This window comes from Paraburkholderia elongata (assembly GCF_013177735.1).
Taxonomy (GTDB): Bacteria; Pseudomonadota; Gammaproteobacteria; order Burkholderiales; family Burkholderiaceae; genus Paraburkholderia; species Paraburkholderia elongata.
Window position 1 is genome coordinate 14,964 of the sequence record NZ_WOEZ01000056.1, and the last position, 16,788, is coordinate 31,751.

Consider the following 16,788-nt stretch of genomic DNA (forward strand, 5'->3'; position numbering starts at 1 on the left):
TGCTAGATGTTCTCGGTGGTCGGGTAGGGTTCGTAGGTTGCCAGGATTGATCGCAAGCTACGAAGCAACGCGTCGCATTCATCGTCGGTCCCGACCGAGATGCGCAGGTGCTGGTTGATCCGCGGTAGATCGAAATGTCGGACGAATATTCCTTGTGCCCTCAGCAAAGCAGTTAGCGTTGTCGCATCACGTGCGGGGTGACGCGCAAAGACGAAGTTTGCAGTGGAGGGTGTGACCTCGAACCCTTGTGCGCGTAATCCTTTTGCCAGGCGTTCACGGCTTTTAACCACTTTGGCGCAGGTCATGCGAAACCACGCATCGTCCTCGTACGCGGCCACCGCTGCGACCTGTGCAAGACGGTCAATTGGGTAAGAATTAAAGCTGTCTTTTACCCTCGTGAGAGCATGGATGAGTGCCTCATTGCCGAGCGCGAAGCCGACGCGCATCCCCGCCAGAGAGCGTGCTTTCGATGTCGTTTGAACTACCAGTAGATTGGGGTGACTTGGGATCAAGGTCACCGCGGATTCTGCACCGAAGTCAACGTATGCCTCGTCAATCACGACGACAAATCCCGGGTTCTCCGTCAGCAACCTGGCGATGTCCGTCAGCCGCAGTGCAAGGCCAGTGGGAGCGTTGGGATTGGGCAGAAGTACGGGACCGCCAGACGGGGCGTAGTCGTCGATGTTGATCGTAAAGTCGCGATCGAGTGGTTTCGCTTCAAACGCGACGCCGTACAATCTCGCATACACCGGATAAAAGCTGTAGGAAATGTCGGGGAAGCGTACAGGTCTGTCGTGCTTCAGGAGTGCTTGGAAGACATGCGCAAGCACCTCATCCGATCCATTTCCAACAAAAACCTGTTCGCTACTTAGTCCGTGGTACCGCGCCACCGTTTGCCGCAAGGCGCACGACTCTGGATCGGGATACTTGCGCAATGTGTCCTGATCCAGCTCGCGCCGGATTGCATCGACTACGCGGGGTGAGGGCGGATAAGGGTTTTCGTTCGTGTTCAGCTTTACCGGATTCGCGTGCGCTGGCTGTTCGCCCGGTATGTAAGGTGTCAGCCGGTGAATGACATCACTCCAGAAACGACTCATTCAAACTCCAGATACGAAACTCCGATACCGGCCAGTTGGCGGAACCTATCCTGAGTGGCGAGGTTGCTGCAGTCACGCATGCTCATCCTCAAACTCCTTCATGTACTGGACAAGCGTCTTGACCCCGTCCAGAGGCAGCGCGTTATAGATAGACGCGCGCATGCCGCCGACTAACCGATGACCCTTCAACTGGAGCAACCCGCGAGCTTTTGCTCCGTTGAGGAACGCTTCGTTGCGGGTCTCATCGGCCAGATGGAATGGCACGTTCATCCTTGAACGGAACGGGCGGGCAATTCTGTTGATATAGAAGCTGCTTGAATCAATGGCGTCGTACAGAAGTTTCGATTTTTCAATATTCTTTGCTTCAATTGCAGTCAATCCGCCCTGCTGTTTGAGCCACTTGAATACCAGGCCGGCAACATAAATTGGATAGGTCGGTGGGGTGTTATACATCGAGTTGTTTGCAGCAATCGTTCCCCATTCAAAAGCCGATGGACAGATTGAAAGCGCTCGATCAAGCAGGTCCTCGCGAACTATTACGACGGTAACGCCGGCGATACCGATGTTCTTTTGCGCACCGGCGTAAAGCACGCCGCACGCAGAAACATCCATGGGGCGCGAGAGGATATGAGACGAGACGTCCGCCACAACGGGGACTGGAGGCACATCGGGAATTCTGAAGATCTCCACGCCGTCGATGGTTTCATTGGTGCAGAGATGGAGATAGGCTGCATCCGGAGAGAGATCCCACATGTCGACGGGAGGCACATATGTGTAGCCATCGTCGCTCTTCGCCTGTGCGACCAGACGTGGAGTGCAGTATTTATGGGCTTCCTCGAAGGACCTACGAGACCAGGTTCCCGTCACGGCATAGTCAGCGCTTCCAGCCGGATGCAGGAGATTCAACGGGACGATGGCGTTTGCACCAATCCCACCGCCCTGCATGAACAGGATTCGGTGAGACTCGGGAACGCTCAGGAGCTCTCGCAGGTCAGCGAGCGCGGCTTCGTGGATCGACGTGAATTCCGTGCCCCGATGGCTCATTTCCATCACGCTCATGCCGCTGTCTTGCCAGTCAAGCATTTCATCCGCTGCCTGACTTAGCACTTCTTCGGGCAGCGTTGCCGGTCCGGCGGAAAAATTGAATGCACGCATGTGAAAAGTACTAAATTATTCTGACGTGGCGCGCGCTGGGCGCGCGTTGATGTTGACCGGCCAATGTCTATCTGGCGGCGGGAGCGAGCGCATCCTCGAGGCAGGTAATAAACAGGTTAGCGTTCTCGCTGACGAGCTCGGCCTGGAATCCCGGCTGATACAGGCTGCTGCCGAGCCCGAAACCACCGGCGCCAGCCTCGATATACGCCTTGAGACTTCCAGGAGTGACCCCACCGACAGGCATGATTCTCATCTGCGTTGGAATGACGGTGCGCCAGGCGCGTAGTGTGGAGGGCGACAGTCTATCCGCAGGAAACAGTTTAAGAGCGTCGGCACCGTTGAACAGCGCAGCGAATGCTTCAGTCGGCGTGGCCACTCCGGGTGTGCAGGCAAGGCCCGCCGCCTTGGCGGCACGGATGACCGTCGGGTCACTGTGAGGCATAACGATCAATGTTCCGCCCGAGTCGGCTACGTCGGTGACTTGGCTGGGCAACAGTACCGTGCCTGCTCCCACCAGGACATCGGGAGGCAGCGTATCCCGTAGCGTACGTATGCTCTGGAGAGGGTCCGGGGAGTTAAGGGGGACTTCGATAGCTCGAAAGCCTGCCTCATAGAGTGCTCTCCCTATCGGCTCGGCGTGCTCTGGAGTCAGACCGCGCAGAATGGCAATCAAGGGGCAGGTGGACATGGCCGCGGCGAAGCCCGCGTGGGGGAACAAGGGAATCCTGTCCGGCAGTGTCTTATTCATTTGTTTTTTCCATTGTTTCCGAAAGTTGTCGTACGGGGCGGTACGTGAACGCTTGCGGTACAGAGTCTTACTGGAGGTGATTGCTTCCGGCGCGTTAGCCACTGTGCGGTAGCACATGGACCACAAGAGCTTATGCACCGACACAAGCCACGCTCGCGCACCGAAGTTCATGCCTGAATACCGTACGCGCCGCAGGGGATCGGTCAGTGATAGTGATGCTGAACATAATTTGATGGCCGATTGCCGATACAGCCCCGAGGGAACCTTCCAAAGTCGGAGTGGAGGGGGCCGTCGAGTTGATTCGTCATTTTTTGATCGCCCTGTTGCAAATATTCTCAACCTCATTTGGTGTATTGCAAAGCAGCACCTAGATGCAAAAACAGGGCAGCAGTCTCCTGAGAGATGTGGCGTTTCGTCTCATGTCCTTCGCAGTGAGAGTCGCCGTGGGCGAGTGTGACCTATGACCGAGCGCCCGTGCTCCCACGTATATTTCCGTAACGGGCGCGTCCCATCGATCGCTGCGTTCGAGTTATCGGCCCGTTAAGGCAGACGGTCGTTCAGTGCGAAACACCCACAGTGCCAACAGAGCGAGTAGAAATTCAGCGACGGCGAAGGTACTCAACGCTCGAGTAAAGCTGTATTGGACGATCTCGCCAAAGATGAGGCTGCCGGCACCGAAGCCGATAAAGAGTGAAAACACGTTCAGCCCCATAGCCAGTCCGGGACGTTTGCCACCGAAAGACGTCACGATCCCGGCGAAGAGTGGTTGTGTGGTGTCGTAACCAAGGGAAAGCACAATCGCAGCAAGCGGTATTAAAAGAAGCGGCAGGTGCAATAGCAAAGCAGCGGCAGCCGTGGCGCTGAGGAACAGCCCAATTGGAATGAGAGTTGCGCGCCCCCACCTATCTGCTGCACGACCGATAACGGGGCCGAGCAGAAAGCCGGGGATGCCGTAACCGAGTAGCGCGAATCCGATACCTGTCGGCCCGAGGTGATACTGTCGTTCGATGAACACGCCGAGCCACGTAAATACTCCTGAATGAAACATCGAATTGAGGAAGACGTAGGCATACGTGCGCTGTGCGCGGATGGTAGTGAGCAGGGTGAGATATCCGGATACCACCTCACGGAGCGTGCCGTTGACAGGCGACGCAGCTCTCGTGATAAGTGTTCCGTAACGCTGGAGCAATGCCAGTGCGATCGCTCCGGCTACACCGACAAAGATAAAGAGTCCCCGCCAGCCGACAATGGGTAACAGCATCGCGCCGAGCGGCGAACCTATCGCCATACCCCCTGCCATGGCGCCGAACAACCAGCCAAGAGGTCTGCCCCGCTGTTCGTACGGAAACAGCCGGCCTACGAGCACGAGCGCGAGTGGAACTACACCGCTCGCGCCCAGACCGGTTAGTAAGCGCCACGCGGCAATTTGCTCAACAGACCTGGCTGTCGCAGTCCCTATGGTAAGGACCGTGAATGCAGTCAATGATGCAGAAATGACGCGGCTAACGCCAAAGCGATCAGCCATAGGGCCATAGACTAGCGTCGCCATTCCATATGGAATGAGATACGCAGGTACGATCAGGGCGACGGTTTGAACTGACGTACTGAAAGTTTGGGACAGGGCGGGTATGATTGGCGCGACCATGTACGCCTGAAAGAAGATGAGGAAAGTCACAGCAGCGAGCATTCGGAGCAGGCGCTCCCGGTCGCCGTGACCGTTCTGCGATAAGGGGTGATTGCCGCTTGTCATGTCAGTTTTATAATGATGAGTTGGATCTGCAGTTGGAGGAGGTCAAAGATACGGAATGGTCGGATGCCGGCCGTTGGGCGTTGAGACGAGGTGAATGCAGGAGGCACGCTTCTTTTCACTGCGTTACCGTGCGTGACGAAGGTCAACATTGCCACTATCCGTGATGATTGAGGCGAAATCATGGAATCTGGCGAACCATATTGGATCGATCTTTCCAAATTTACCGGGGTTGACGATGAGATGAGATCTAAAGGAATTCGTTATTGCTATCCGTTTAACCGCAGCATCCAGAAAGTGGTTACAGAACGCGCCACGGACTTCGTCAAAACCGCTTGCTGATATGAAAGCGGTGTTGATTCTGAGGTTTCGAAGCATGGCGATACTTTCGTCGGAGAAGAACGTGGCCGAGTTATGCGCGTAATGTCCCCCGAGCAGGACTATCCGTACGTTTGGTTTCTGGCGCAGTGCATTCGCCACGTCGATTGAATGGCAGACGACCGTCAGGCTGATTTCGCCGGAAATTTGACGGGCCAGCATTGCCAGCGGCTCACCGCTGTCAATGAAGACCGTCTCACCGTCCTTGAGGTGTTTAACTGCGGAGCGGAGCGTCTCGGCTACGGCGGTTTGTTTCAGGCTGGTTGGTGACGTGGCATTAAAGGTCAGAGGGCCACGGAAGACGTAGCCGCCAACGCTCACAAGTCGACCCGTACTGGCCACGATGTCTCGGCGCACGGTCATTTCCGACACGCCAAGTATCTTGGCGGCGTCTCGCAGGCGTACAGGGCGCCTGTAGCACAGCGCGTCGAAGAGATGATCAATTCGTTCTTTTCGCGTCATCATCTGGCCTCCGTTATGGAAAAGGGACTTGCGCATGTTCGGAGACGAGTCAGACCGAGTGAGCAGAAAGGAAGGAAAAAAAGCGGTTGTGCAACGAGCCAAGCTGGTTCATGCCTGGGGGATCGCCCGCCTCCCGGTCGTGATTGCGTCTCTGTAAATCGCCCATATTTCGTGCGTGAGGGCTTCACCCGGCGCGACTATTTCGAATCCGGGAATGTCTTCGCAAAGGCCGAGAAGACAATCGCAGAAGGTTTCGAAATCTGCATTTGCTCCTGCCTGCTGAGCGATAATTTTGGCCAGATTGCATTTCTGTTCGGAGGAGAGAGTTGATAGCACGCCGACTTTCGGAAAACGGGTTAGATTGGGCTCGAGATATGTCCCATCGAGCGATGGGAATTTACAAGGACGGTGAAGTGCTGAACTGGGAACGGACATCACCGCCGGCGGCACAGACGGTTTTCACAGAATCCATAGTCAGGCAGCCACTGCATCGGACAGACGTTCGGCGACGCGGTCGAGTCGCAGTACCGCCTCGTCGATTTCGGCGTCAGTGACCGTCAACGGCGGCAACAACCGAAGTACGTTGTTGCCGGCTGGAACACACAGGAGTTTGTGGTCGTGCAGCATCGCGAGAACGTCCCTAACGGGAGGCACACATTGCAAGCCGACCAGGAGTCCCGCACCGCGCACTTCGCTGAAGACGGTGGGGTATTTCGATATAAGTTCGTCTACTCGCAGCATGAGCCTGAGGGATGCATCTCGCACCCGCTCCAGAAATGCCGGGGCACTGATGATATCGAGTACCTCGGTGGCTACAGCCATGGCCAGCGGGTTGCCGCCAAATGTTGATCCATGAGTCCCGGGCTGCATGACAGACCCGACGGCTCCAGTTGCAAGGCAAGCTCCTATCGGGAAGCCGCCACCGAGCCCCTTTGCCGCAGCCAGGATATCTGGCGTAACGTCTTCGGCAGCGTAGGCAAAGACACTACCAGTACGGCCGATGCCGGTTTGCACCTCGTCGAGCAGCAACAGAATCCCGTGGAAATCGCAGAGACTACGGAGTGCATGAAGATAACCGGGCGGCAATGGTCGGATACCGCTTTCTCCTTGGATAGGTTCAACGAGAATGCCGGCGGTAAGATCGGTGATGGCTTCTTCGATCGCGAGCAGATCGCCGAAGGGCACCTGGTCAAACCCATCGACACGCGGTTCGAAGCCCTCCAGATACTTCTCCTGACCGGTGGCCGCCAGCGAACCCAGTGTTCTGCCGTGGAAAGCGCCTTCGAGCGTGATTATCCGATTGCGCCGCGGTGCACCGCTGCAATGGTGGTACCGACGGGCTGCTTTGATGGATAGTTCAATCGCTTCGGTGCCGGAATTACAGAAGAAAACGCGATCGGCGAAGCTGAGTTCGCAAAGTTGGTCGGCCAACAGATCCTGTGCAGGGATCGTGTAGAGGTTTGATACATGCCACAGCTTCTCTGCCTGACGCTGAAGCGCTTGTACGAGCCGCGGGTGACTGTGTCCCAATGCATTGACCGCGACGCCGCTGCCGAAATCGAGGTAGACGTCGCCGTCGGGCGTAACCAACGTACAACCGTGGCCTAGTTCGAATTGTATCGGCGCACGGACATATGAGGGAAAGAGATGGAGCGCCGCCTGGGAGGTCATGTTGAGGGTGTCAGTAGTATAGGGTAGGTCAGTGCGCCGTACGGTACCAGGATATTCATGCGTCACCCAGTGCTGCTGGGTTCGCTAAGGCTCGTTAAGCTCCGATGTGATCGCTCGTTGCGACGTCGATGCAGGAGATGGTCTTACTCTTCAACGGAGCGTTGAAAGTCACAGCTGTGCGGGCGGTAGTGTCTACTCGGAGGTCGAAAACATCCGGCCGTGCATAGTGGCCCACGACGTCAAGGTCGAACTTCCCACGTTCGCAATCGTCGGGATCGATGTTCGCGACTAACAGGCCTTCCGCATCGTGGAGTGGACCCGCAAGGATCTCGCCCAGCGGCGACACGATAACGCTGCCTCCTTGAATGAGCACGGTTTCGGGGGCGTCGCCCTGGACGCACGCATACTCATCTGGGGCATTGGCGCGAGTTGCGTACTGACACGCGCTCAGCACAAAGCAACGCCCTTCGTATGCGATGTGGCGCATGGTGGCTTTCCATATATCACGGTCGTCCACAGTAGGAGCACACCAGAGACGAATTCCTTGAGCGTATAGCGCGCTCCGGAAGGAGGGCATGTAATTTTCCCAACAGATGGCAGCGCCGAACCGCCCATAAGGCGACTCTGCCAACTGGATTGTCGACCCGTCGCCGCATCCCCAGATCAATCGCTCGCTGGCCGTCGGCATTAACTTTCGGTGCTTGCCGAGCAGCTGTCCGTCTGGTCCGAAGTACACTGCTGTACAAAACAGGGTACCTCCATGGCGTTCAATAACGCCGACGACCAGATAGGCCTTCATGGCCGCAGCGAAACTCCCGATCCGGTCGGTCTCCGGGCCCGGGATCTCGATTGCACCTTGCCAGTAGCGCAGGAATTCGTCGCGTCCTTCTGCCGTGCGCGATCCGACCCTGGCACCCAAATCCAGGCCCTTGGGATAACCACCGATGTAGGCCTCGGGGAAGACAAGAAACTCAATGTCTTGTTTCTGCGCTTGCGTACACCACGCTTCCATGTCATCAAGCGTTTTAGGGGTGTTGAAGATTTGGGAGCCGACTTGAGCGACTGCTACGCGAACCATGATTTCCTTCTCCTGTCAGACCAACTGCTGGTCGGGACGAGTCGTCAACTGTGACTTGAGCGCCGATCTTAAACATATCTGTGTGGAGCTGATAGAGACAGTTGGCAGCAAAAATGCGAATGCAGGGACCAAGCAGGAGTCTCCGTTGGGCTATGCGACGGTTTTCAGGTGTTTAATCGCCTGTAGTGGCAAACTGCTGCGGTTATTCTCTACGAATCTGCGTCTATACAAAGTCCGCCTGGCGTGCGATTAACCTAAGTTCAGATGCCGGGTAGGCTGCGGCCTATCCGCCAGCATCGCTCTGGAATAGGCGCACGCGTTACTGGTGAGCAGGTCTAGACCTACAGAGCTCACGGCTATCCGGTTATAGAGTGGCATCTTTGGGACCAAGCCTCGGCACGCATGTTCTGTGCGAGCTGTTTCAACGACGTAGCCCGAGGGTATACGGGACGATTCCACCTTGCTCGACCGGGATGAGTTTGCCGCTGTTATATCGAGCCGGTAGGACGTTACGGAGAGGATGACTGTGCTCCGGAGCGAACCGAAGACGGAGGCATGGTTTGCGGCTGCAATGGGCTATCTGAGTCTGCTGCGCCAGATTACTCGGTATCTGCTTCTATACCTGAGGTCGTGGTTTGGCGAATAATGATGTGGGATCACCTCTATCCTTCGGCCCAAAAAGCATTGGGATAAGCGTGTGAGTTCCCGGGCATCACACCTGAACCCGCAAAGCTTGTCGTTTTCGGTCTGCAGGACACAAGCATGGAGTCCCGGCGCAATGTGCCGGGGCTCTTCCGGTGGTTTGACAATCGAGCATTTATGTCATGACACACATTGAGGCCGTTGGCCCGTAAACGTCCACACTATATCGGTCCGTTTCTCCTGGGCGGCCGTGGCGTTAACTTCAATTTGATCCGTGACAACAACATGGTTTAACGCCAGTTGTATCGGTGGAAGAGCATGCGTGAAAGGGGCGACGCGCTAAGAATTCGGGGCGGCGATAATCGCTTGCTGTTCCGGGGTTGATGAGCATGCGAATACCTCGGTGCATGACGGATTAAGACGAGAATGATTTTGTAAAACCTAATGAGAGAAGACGACGGTCGTAAGCTTTCGCATGAGGCTCTCGAACAAATCCGGATCGATGCAGTCATGCGCGTTGAGGCAGGTGAGTCGCCGGGGAGTGTCACTCGTGCGCTTGGATTAACCCGGCCGCGCATCTATGAATGGCTCGCTGCCTACCGCAGAGGCGGCATTGAAGCGTTGCGTTCCAAGCCGGTTCCCGGGCGCCCCATGAAGCTGCCCGTAGAAAATGTGAACTTCATATTCGAAGCTGTGACGACCAAGACCCCAATGCAAATGGAATTCGAGTCTGCGTTGTGGTCGCGTGACATTGTGCGCGAACTTATCTGTCGCCACTTTGGGATCAGGGTGTCGAAGAGCTCAGTCGTCAGACTGCTTAGTAAGCTCGGGCTTTCTGCACAACGGCCTTTGGCGCGCGCATATCAGCGCGATCCTGAATTGACCGCCACATGGATGCGGGAGCAGTACCCGGAAATCTTGAAGAAAGCTAGGTCCGTCAGCGCACGGATCATGTTCGTGGATGTGTCGATGATTCAGTCGGACTGTCGTAAGGGGAAGAATCACGCAAATAGGGGAAGAACGTCGCTAGTCGAGAAAACGAATGGAGGCTTCAAGGGTAACCTGATTTCGGCGATCAACTCTCACGGGGAAGCACGCTTCATGTTTGCTGAAGATCCGTTAAATGTTGACGTGTACGTCGACTTCGTGACGCGACTACTCCTCTCCGAAGACGGCCCAATTTTTGTGATTGCAGATGGTCAGTCGATACATCAAGCGAAGGAGGTTAAGCAGCTTGCCGCGCAGTCCGACGGTCGCTTGCACATGTTCCAGCTATCGCGTTGTTCATCAAACCATGTACCTTGATGAATCGCCCTTGTGTCGTGAGTTAGAAGTTCGTTGAATCAATTCTCTGTCATTTCCGGAATGACGAGGTGCCGGTCACCAAGCCGCTCGAAATTGCGCGGCCTCGACGTGTTCGGGCTATTACGAAACATCGCCTGGTCCGCGACAGTGGCTCGGCGCCGGAGCAGGCTTCACCGATAGTTAAAACGAGCAGGGTCGTCGTGACACTACATATGCGGAGCCGACCGTGTTGTTCGTTAGTTGCTGTCTTCATAGTTTCACCACATTGGCTGCCGTCGATGTGTTTTGCAGTAACGTCGCTCGGACGGATCCGGGCGCTTACGTCAAGGAAAATATTATGACTGTGCGTTCTGGCAAGCGTAACTTCGCGCGCATTGACCGACTTCCCCCTTACGTCTTCAACATTACCGCCGAACTCAAGCTCGCCGCCAGGCGCCGCGGTGAGGACATTATCGATATGAGCATGGGTAACCCCGATGGCGCTACTCCAGCACATATCGTGGCAAAGCTTAATGAGGTAGCTCTACGGCCCGACACGCACGGCTATTCGACGTCCAGAGGAATTCCGCGGTTACGTCGGGCAATTTCGCAGTGGTACGAAACGCGATACGGGGTGGACATCGATCCAGATAGCGAAGCCATCGTTACGATTGGATCGAAGGAAGGTCTGGCTCACCTGATGCTCGCTACGCTCGATCGTGGAGACACCGTCCTTGTGCCTGACCCAAGTTATCCAATTCACATCTATGGTGCGGTCATTGCTGGGGCAGATATCCGGTCTGTGCCGCTGATGCCAGGCGTTGATTTCTTCGCTGAGCTTGAAAAGGCGATTCGGGGTAGCTATCCGAAGCCGAAGATGATGATCTTAGGTTTTCCGTCTAATCCGACGGCGCAATGCGTCGAGCTGGATTTCTTTGAGCGTGTGATCGAACTGGCGCGAAAGCACGACATTCTTGTTGTCCACGATCTCGCGTACGCGGACATCGTGTTCGATGGCTGGAAGGCACCTTCAATCATGCAGGTACCTGGTGCGAAGAACGTCGCTGTCGAGTTTTTCACGCTGTCGAAGAGCTATAACATGGCGGGTTGGAGAATCGGCTTTATGGTCGGAAACGTGGACCTGGTTCATGCGCTTGCACGCATCAAGAGCTACCATGACTACGGTACGTTTACTCCGCTCCAAGTCGCCGCAATCGCTGCGCTTGAAGGCGACCAGCAGTGTGTCGTGGACATTGCTGCCCAGTACGAAAGCAGACGTAATGTCTTGGTCAAAGGGCTTAACGAAGCCGGATGGTTGGTCGATCGACCGAAGGCTTCAATGTATATATGGGCACGCATTCCGGAACCCTATAGTTCGCTGGGCTCGCTTGAATTTGCGAAGCGTCTGCTTGAAAAGGCGAAGGTGTCCGTATCACCCGGTATCGGATTCGGCGATTACGGTGATGGTTACGTGCGTTTTGCGCTGATCGAGAACGAGAGCCGCATTCGCCAGGCGGTACGGGGGATTAAGTCGATGTTCAAAGTCGATGGTCTGGTCAATCCGGCGACCGAGGTAACTCCGTTGGTGTGACGGCGTCGAATAGTTGGACTGAAGTGCGGGGTATCCCGGCGGGGCCGAATGGCCCCGCCACCTGACGGAAATCCTTCGCGTTTAACCATTTTGCAATGAGCCGCACCGTTAAGACTTCTGCGTAACCTGGTGTGCAGTCTGCGGGTGGGCAGAGTTCTGGTAAGCCGGGGCGGTCCGCATTGACGGCTTATTTGTTGGGTTGAGGGGTGAAGCGTAGGTAGGGGCGCTCCGCGCGATATCCTTTTGGAAATTTTTCGCGGATAAGGTTTTCGTCCTGCAAGCTCAGGGGAACGATAACGTCGTCTCCATCTCGCCAGTTGCCCGGTGTCGCGACGCCGTATGCGTCGCTTAGTTGTAGTGCGTCGATCACGCGCAAGATTTCATCGAAATTGCGACCGATGCTAAGGGGGTAGGTCAACGTCAACCGAAGCTTCTTTGCTGGATCGATGATAAAGACTGCACGGACGGTCGCCGTTCCCGACTGGTTCGGATGAATCATGTCGTACAGTGTTGCGACGCTTTTGTCCTTGTCGGCGATGATTGGAAACCCGACGATCGTATTCTGCGTGTCCTCAATATCCTTTGCCCAAGTTCTGTGCGATTCGACATCATCTACGGAGATGGCGATGGCTCGGACGTTGCGTTTTTCGAATTCGGGTTGGAGTTTGCCTGTGAGTCCCAGCTCAGTCGTGCATACCGGCGTGAAATCTGCTGGGTGAGAGAAGAGAACGACCCACGAGTCTCCGGCCCACTCGTGAAAACGAATGCGGCCAATCGAAGTCTCCTGTTCGAAGTCGGGTACGGTGTCGCCCAGATAGAGAGTGCTCATGACGTCTGCCTTTGAAGATTTTGGCGGGAAGGGCACCATGTGAGGTGAGAAATCAAGGTAGGAGTTTCTGTCCGGGGTGGCAAGTAGCAGATGCAGCTAAATCGATAGGAGCAGATTGGTGTTTGAGCGCCCGAAATTTCCTGCCACCATGCGCGAATCGACGCGGAGCAATCGCTGACGCTTGCCAAACCGCTCCCAAAAAACGCCTACGGGCAGTATCAAATAAACATTATTACGGACCAAGTTGCATGACCAAACAAGTAACCGCCACTGCATTGCCTGAAGTCAAGCTCATCGAGCAGAAAGTGTTCGGCGACGCGCGAGGTTTTTTCTTCGAAAGCTTCAATGCGAGGGAATTCACCGAGCATGTCGAGGCCAGCGTCGAGTTCGTTCAGGACAACCATTCGCGCTCCTCGAAAGGCGTGCTGCGTGGCTTGCATTACCAAATCAAGAACGCGCAGGGCAAGCTCGTGCGCGTGGTTGAAGGTGAAGTGTTCGACGTGGCTGTCGACATCCGCAAGAGCTCGCCGAATTTCGGCAAGTGGGTGGGCGTCACACTGTCGGTGGAGAACCATCGGCAGTTGTGGGTGCCGCCTGGTTTCGCGCACGGGTTCGTCGTGTTGAGCGAATCGGCGCAGGTCCTATACAAGATCACCGATTACTGGTTCCCCGAGTACGAGCGTAGCATCGTCTGGAACGATCCGGCGGTCGGCATCGAGTGGCCGATTAACTTCGAGCCATTGTTGGCAGAGAAAGACGCAGCAGGCAAGCCTCTTGCCGATGCTGAAGTTTACGCATAAGGGGTACCGCATCGCACTCCTGATTCCAGGCGGGCGATTCTCGGACAAGTGTAAATAGCGATGTTGACTTCGAGCTCGCGCGTACGCTGGAGGGCCTCAGCAACGTGGTCGCGATCGACCGTGCCACGCTGGATCTGTCCAATCTGAATCGGGTCCGTGTCGTCGTTCTGGACGTGCGACCTGCGCTGATCGCCAACCTTTGTTAGCAGCAGATGGACGGCGAATATCGGCGGCATTTGCGTTGAAGGTTGCCGATTTCGCAGACGGCATCGACACGCGAAGTTGTGCTGCATTGTGCAACGGCAACCCGAAGGCGCTCATTCAGTGCCGAGAATGATGCAATCTATTGAGCGCCACGCGCTTATTCGTTTTTCTCGAATAGACTTCTGATCTCAACCACGCTAGGGGTAATAATGGGAATAAACGCTGCTTCGCGGCGCCGACGCGCCAAATCAGCGTGCCCGCGGATGTAGCCACGTCCTCCCGTTGCGTGTACCTCAAGGATGTTTGCTTCTTGAACCAGTGATGCAAGCAAGAGACGCAGGCTGAACAACTGTTTCGGTTTGTCGATGAATTCTCCGCTCGATATCCCGTCTAGTAGGTCAAGAACGATTCCATGCAATTCGGCCTCTAACGATCGGCAGTTGTCCGCAAGGACCGATCGGGCTATTGGTCCGGTACTGTCGAGCGATCGCAGGCTACGCCGTGTAAGTCCGATTGAGAGTCCGCACTGCAAGCCAAGTAAGTTGGGTCTTACACCAGCGAGAAAGTCGGGTGCGTTTGATGCGATCTGGAAGCTCTCATCGAGGACCGCTTTTTGCAGGTAAAGCGCGGCGGTGTTAGTCGCTCGTAACGCGACAAGATCGAGGTCGTCGCTGCGGATTACACCCTCGATTTCATTGGGTACCGCAAAGATTGACGGCTGCTTCCCATCGGTGTGGTCGGTTGCGATGGCGGCTACAAAGCCCTCCGGACGAAGGTTGGTAACCCAGGGGATGCTTCCCGTGAGCGTCCAGTATTGAACGCCTCCTACCGGACGGAAAGCAGTTGCCGACAATTGCAACGCCTCCATCTTCGAAAGAAACTTCATCCCATTGGACAGACCGACAGCGCCCGCGAGTTCACCGCTCAGTAATGACGGGAGCAGACTCGCACGTAGCGCTGTATTCTCGCTTTGAAGCAGGCATTCGACGAACGCTCGCTGTCCCCAGAATACCAATGCCGCCGCCATTGAATCTTCAGCTATCGTTGCTATCGCGTCAATAGCATGCAGAATGGTTCCACCGGAACCGCCGATATCTGTCGGAACGCCGATACGGAACAGGCCCGCTTGTCCCAGTTGAGGGAGAACCTGTGAGGCGAGATGACGGTCAAGATCGAGTTGTTCGGCTCGCGCCTGAAGCCAGGTCGAAACCTCACGAGCCCGGAACCTGACGTGGGCTGACTGATCCGTTAGCGGATGGACTCCAAAGTTGTCGTTTAGCATCACTTCGATGTCCATCGATACTCCTGCAACTCAGCGTTCAGTTATTTCTGGATGAGATTGTTCGCAAAATTGCAGAGGGTTGCGAGGCTCACACCCAGCACTATTTCCAATGCGTTCGTGTTGGCCAGTCCCGCATTTCGAAACTCTTCGAGCGATTGACCGTCGACCGCTCCATGCATGGCAATGACAGACCTAGTGAATATCGCGATGGCGTTCAAGCGTGTGTCGCTGAGAGGCCTATTACTTTTTAAGGCAGTGACGAGATCTGACGCGAGGTCTGTTTTCTTAAGGGCTACTGCCGTATGTCCGGGTGCGTGACAGGCACAGCCATGTATGGTCGCAGCGGTGATCTGAACCACTTCACGCTCGGCGAGCGTGAGCCCGCATCGACCACTGATCTGGCCCAGTGTGAGGTATGCCTCAAGCGAGTCGCGCGAGTCTGTCAGCGATGCGACCAGGTTGGGCAGGGATCCATTGTTTGCAAGCGCAGTCCTTAGAGATGCCTGACCCGCTTCTGGCGCGGTCTCGATGTGTGTGAGGGTAGATGACTCTAAACCGGTCTTGGACGTATATGGACTCGTGCACTCACGATTGATCGTCCTCGCTGAGATATGCGTAGCGACCGTCACGCGCGCCCTTCAGCACGTCTTCGTCGGAAAGGAAGCGCGCGATCAGGCAGGTAGCCAATGCGCCAAAGGACAGCGCACTGATCGAAGCGATGAAGAGGAGTTGCATACCGAATCCTGTCGAGTTTCTGCATGTTGGAATGGTAGACGGACCAGCGGAGGGATTGCAGCAGCAGTTGACGGAGAAACGATAGACGCAGCACTAAATATTCCGTTCACCGGCGGAATTTTGTGGGCGGCGACAATGAGCTTGACCGGGCTGACTGAAGCTAAAGGAAGAAGCGGTCAGCCCATGTCTGGGACCCGTATTACCGAACAACAGATCCGCCTCTATATGCGCAATCGCAAACACCATCCCCAGAAACTCGCTGCCGCCAGGTCCGGCATGAGCGAGCGCACGGCACGACGCGTCGAACACGATGCTGGGTTGCCATCACAGCAACCTCGACGCTACTGGCGCTCTCGGCCTGATCCGTTCGCCGACGTCTGGGAGAGCGAAGTCGTCCCGTTGCTGCGTAGTGTGCCAAAGCTGAGCGTGATCACCCTGCTGCGCAAATTGCAGGAAGACCATCCGAAGCGGTTTCCTGACAGCATGCGGCGTACGTTGGAACGGCATGTCAGTCAGTGGCGCGCGCTCGAAGACCCCAGCAAGGAAGTGTTCTTCCCTTAAACGTATCAGCCCGGCGAACGAGGCCTGTCGGACTATACTCACATGGAGACGCGTACATGAATCCAGCGTAATCGATGCCTATGTGCGTGCCGGCGCCAGGCGGAAGTCGATCCGGGAGATGGACCTCGATCATATACGCGCGGCCGGAATTTCGACGTGACGACCGCCGGTGAGCCGCCGTCTCGTCTTTCGACCCGACGAAAATGAAGTGGTGCGAGCGACCGGTCCGCCGTTGGTGACAGAACGATTCGCGGTCGTCCACGCGAGTCAGTCTTCCGTACGAAAACTCGATACTCCCGCCGCCAGAACGTCCTCTTGCAAGACATCGGGTCGCCGCCTTGGGCTGCCATGCCATTGCACAAACCAGGCCATTCTGATCAGATACGTACTGAAGGCGAAAGAATTCAGAAATCTAACTTTCCGAACTGCTTCGTTATCTTTTCCAGCAACTGCACCTTACGTCCAGCGACAAAGGTTCGTTAACATGAGAGGTTTTGTATCTCGATTCCCTTTAATTTCTGGCG

14 protein-coding genes and 1 pseudogene are annotated in these 16,788 nt (G+C 55.8%); 4 read left to right on the plus strand and 11 right to left on the minus strand.

Features of this window, described 5'->3' with window-relative positions:
- Positions 1–2 precede the first annotated feature (2 nt).
- The 7 genes from hisC to GNZ13_RS12210 form a co-directional block, all read right to left on the minus strand.
- The gene (gene hisC, locus GNZ13_RS12180; protein WP_172164121.1) at positions 3–1,097 is read right to left on the minus strand and encodes a histidinol-phosphate transaminase; all 1,095 of its coding nucleotides are present in this window, start codon (positions 1,095–1,097) and stop codon (positions 3–5) included.
- A gap of 72 nt (positions 1,098–1,169) precedes the next feature.
- On the minus strand, positions 1,170–2,252 hold the full coding sequence (serC, locus tag GNZ13_RS12185) for a 3-phosphoserine/phosphohydroxythreonine transaminase (protein WP_172164124.1): 1,083 nt from the start codon (positions 2,250–2,252) through the stop codon (positions 1,170–1,172).
- 67 nt (positions 2,253–2,319) lie between these two features.
- Positions 2,320–3,000, minus strand: coding sequence for a 2-dehydro-3-deoxy-6-phosphogalactonate aldolase (locus GNZ13_RS12190; RefSeq protein WP_172164127.1), 681 nt, complete (start codon positions 2,998–3,000; stop codon positions 2,320–2,322).
- 529 nt (positions 3,001–3,529) lie between these two features.
- Complete coding sequence (locus GNZ13_RS12195) at positions 3,530–4,750, minus strand: MFS transporter (protein ID WP_216674807.1); 1,221 nt, start codon at positions 4,748–4,750, stop codon at positions 3,530–3,532.
- A 123-nt stretch (positions 4,751–4,873) separates the two neighbouring features.
- Positions 4,874–5,590, minus strand: coding sequence for a DeoR/GlpR family DNA-binding transcription regulator (locus GNZ13_RS12200; RefSeq protein WP_172164130.1), 717 nt, complete (start codon positions 5,588–5,590; stop codon positions 4,874–4,876).
- A 471-nt stretch (positions 5,591–6,061) separates the two neighbouring features.
- Positions 6,062–7,258, minus strand: a complete 1,197-nt coding sequence (locus tag GNZ13_RS12205; protein WP_172164133.1) for an aspartate aminotransferase family protein — start codon at positions 7,256–7,258, stop codon at positions 6,062–6,064.
- Between the two features lie 94 nt (positions 7,259–7,352).
- On the minus strand, positions 7,353–8,336 hold the full coding sequence (locus tag GNZ13_RS12210) for a nitrilase-related carbon-nitrogen hydrolase (protein ID WP_172164136.1): 984 nt from the start codon (positions 8,334–8,336) through the stop codon (positions 7,353–7,355).
- 1,086 nt (positions 8,337–9,422) lie between these two features.
- Here GNZ13_RS12210 and GNZ13_RS12215 point away from each other — a divergent pair.
- Together GNZ13_RS12215 and alaC are read left to right on the plus strand one after the other, a co-directional pair.
- Positions 9,423–10,283 carry an IS630 family transposase gene (locus tag GNZ13_RS12215; RefSeq protein ID WP_172164139.1) on the plus strand — a complete coding sequence of 287 codons (861 nt, stop codon included), beginning with the start codon at positions 9,423–9,425 and terminating at the stop codon, positions 10,281–10,283.
- Positions 10,284–10,620: 337 nt separating this feature from the next.
- A complete protein-coding gene (gene alaC, locus GNZ13_RS12220) occupies positions 10,621–11,853 on the plus strand; it encodes an alanine transaminase (protein WP_172164157.1) in 1,233 nt (410 codons plus the stop codon).
- Positions 11,854–12,040: 187 nt separating this feature from the next.
- Here alaC and GNZ13_RS12225 read toward each other — a convergent pair whose 3' ends face one another.
- The gene (locus GNZ13_RS12225; protein WP_172164142.1) at positions 12,041–12,682 is read right to left on the minus strand and encodes a peroxiredoxin; all 642 of its coding nucleotides are present in this window, start codon (positions 12,680–12,682) and stop codon (positions 12,041–12,043) included.
- A gap of 248 nt (positions 12,683–12,930) precedes the next feature.
- Here GNZ13_RS12225 and rfbC point away from each other — a divergent pair, with 248 nt between their 5' ends.
- Positions 12,931–13,482 (plus strand): dTDP-4-dehydrorhamnose 3,5-epimerase, encoded by a 552-nt coding sequence (gene rfbC, locus GNZ13_RS12235; protein ID WP_172164145.1) that lies wholly within the window; start codon positions 12,931–12,933, stop codon positions 13,480–13,482.
- A gap of 361 nt (positions 13,483–13,843) precedes the next feature.
- Here rfbC and GNZ13_RS12240 read toward each other — a convergent pair whose 3' ends face one another.
- From GNZ13_RS12240 to GNZ13_RS12250, 3 genes are read right to left on the minus strand one after another with little or no spacing between them, the layout of a single operon-like run.
- Positions 13,844–14,983 (minus strand): acyl-CoA dehydrogenase family protein, encoded by a 1,140-nt coding sequence (locus tag GNZ13_RS12240; protein ID WP_236001963.1) that lies wholly within the window; start codon positions 14,981–14,983, stop codon positions 13,844–13,846.
- 26 nt (positions 14,984–15,009) lie between these two features.
- Positions 15,010–15,597: a carboxymuconolactone decarboxylase family protein gene (locus tag GNZ13_RS12245; protein ID WP_328807222.1), complete on the minus strand. Its 588-nt coding sequence runs from the start codon at positions 15,595–15,597 to the stop codon at positions 15,010–15,012.
- Entirely contained in the window at positions 15,554–15,703 is a 150-nt protein-coding gene (locus GNZ13_RS12250) for a hypothetical protein (protein ID WP_172164148.1), read from the minus strand. The genes GNZ13_RS12245 and GNZ13_RS12250 overlap by 44 nt, the downstream gene beginning before the upstream one ends.
- A gap of 183 nt (positions 15,704–15,886) precedes the next feature.
- Here GNZ13_RS12250 and GNZ13_RS12255 point away from each other — a divergent pair.
- Positions 15,887–16,261 (plus strand): annotated as a pseudogene (locus GNZ13_RS12255) (IS21 family transposase); the annotation flags it as partial.
- Positions 16,262–16,788 lie beyond the last annotated feature (527 nt).

Coding starts and splice junctions, on each gene's coding strand:
- GNZ13_RS12190 (WP_172164127.1), bottom strand. CDS start 3,000: ATGAATAAGACACTGCCGGACAGGATTCCCTTGTTCCCCCACGCGGGC.
- hisC (WP_172164121.1), bottom strand. CDS start 1,097: ATGAGTCGTTTCTGGAGTGATGTCATTCACCGGCTGACACCTTACATA.
- alaC (WP_172164157.1), top strand. CDS start 10,621: ATGACTGTGCGTTCTGGCAAGCGTAACTTCGCGCGCATTGACCGACTT.
- GNZ13_RS12240 (WP_236001963.1), bottom strand. CDS start 14,983: ATGGACATCGAAGTGATGCTAAACGACAACTTTGGAGTCCATCCGCTA.
- GNZ13_RS12205 (WP_172164133.1), bottom strand. CDS start 7,258: ATGACCTCCCAGGCGGCGCTCCATCTCTTTCCCTCATATGTCCGTGCG.
- GNZ13_RS12250 (WP_172164148.1), bottom strand. CDS start 15,703: ATGCAACTCCTCTTCATCGCTTCGATCAGTGCGCTGTCCTTTGGCGCA.
- GNZ13_RS12225 (WP_172164142.1), bottom strand. CDS start 12,682: ATGAGCACTCTCTATCTGGGCGACACCGTACCCGACTTCGAACAGGAG.
- GNZ13_RS12210 (WP_172164136.1), bottom strand. CDS start 8,336: ATGGTTCGCGTAGCAGTCGCTCAAGTCGGCTCCCAAATCTTCAACACC.
- serC (WP_172164124.1), bottom strand. CDS start 2,252: ATGCGTGCATTCAATTTTTCCGCCGGACCGGCAACGCTGCCCGAAGAA.
- GNZ13_RS12200 (WP_172164130.1), bottom strand. CDS start 5,590: ATGATGACGCGAAAAGAACGAATTGATCATCTCTTCGACGCGCTGTGC.
- rfbC (WP_172164145.1), top strand. CDS start 12,931: ATGACCAAACAAGTAACCGCCACTGCATTGCCTGAAGTCAAGCTCATC.
- GNZ13_RS12215 (WP_172164139.1), top strand. CDS start 9,423: ATGAGAGAAGACGACGGTCGTAAGCTTTCGCATGAGGCTCTCGAACAA.
- GNZ13_RS12195 (WP_216674807.1), bottom strand. CDS start 4,750: ATGACAAGCGGCAATCACCCCTTATCGCAGAACGGTCACGGCGACCGG.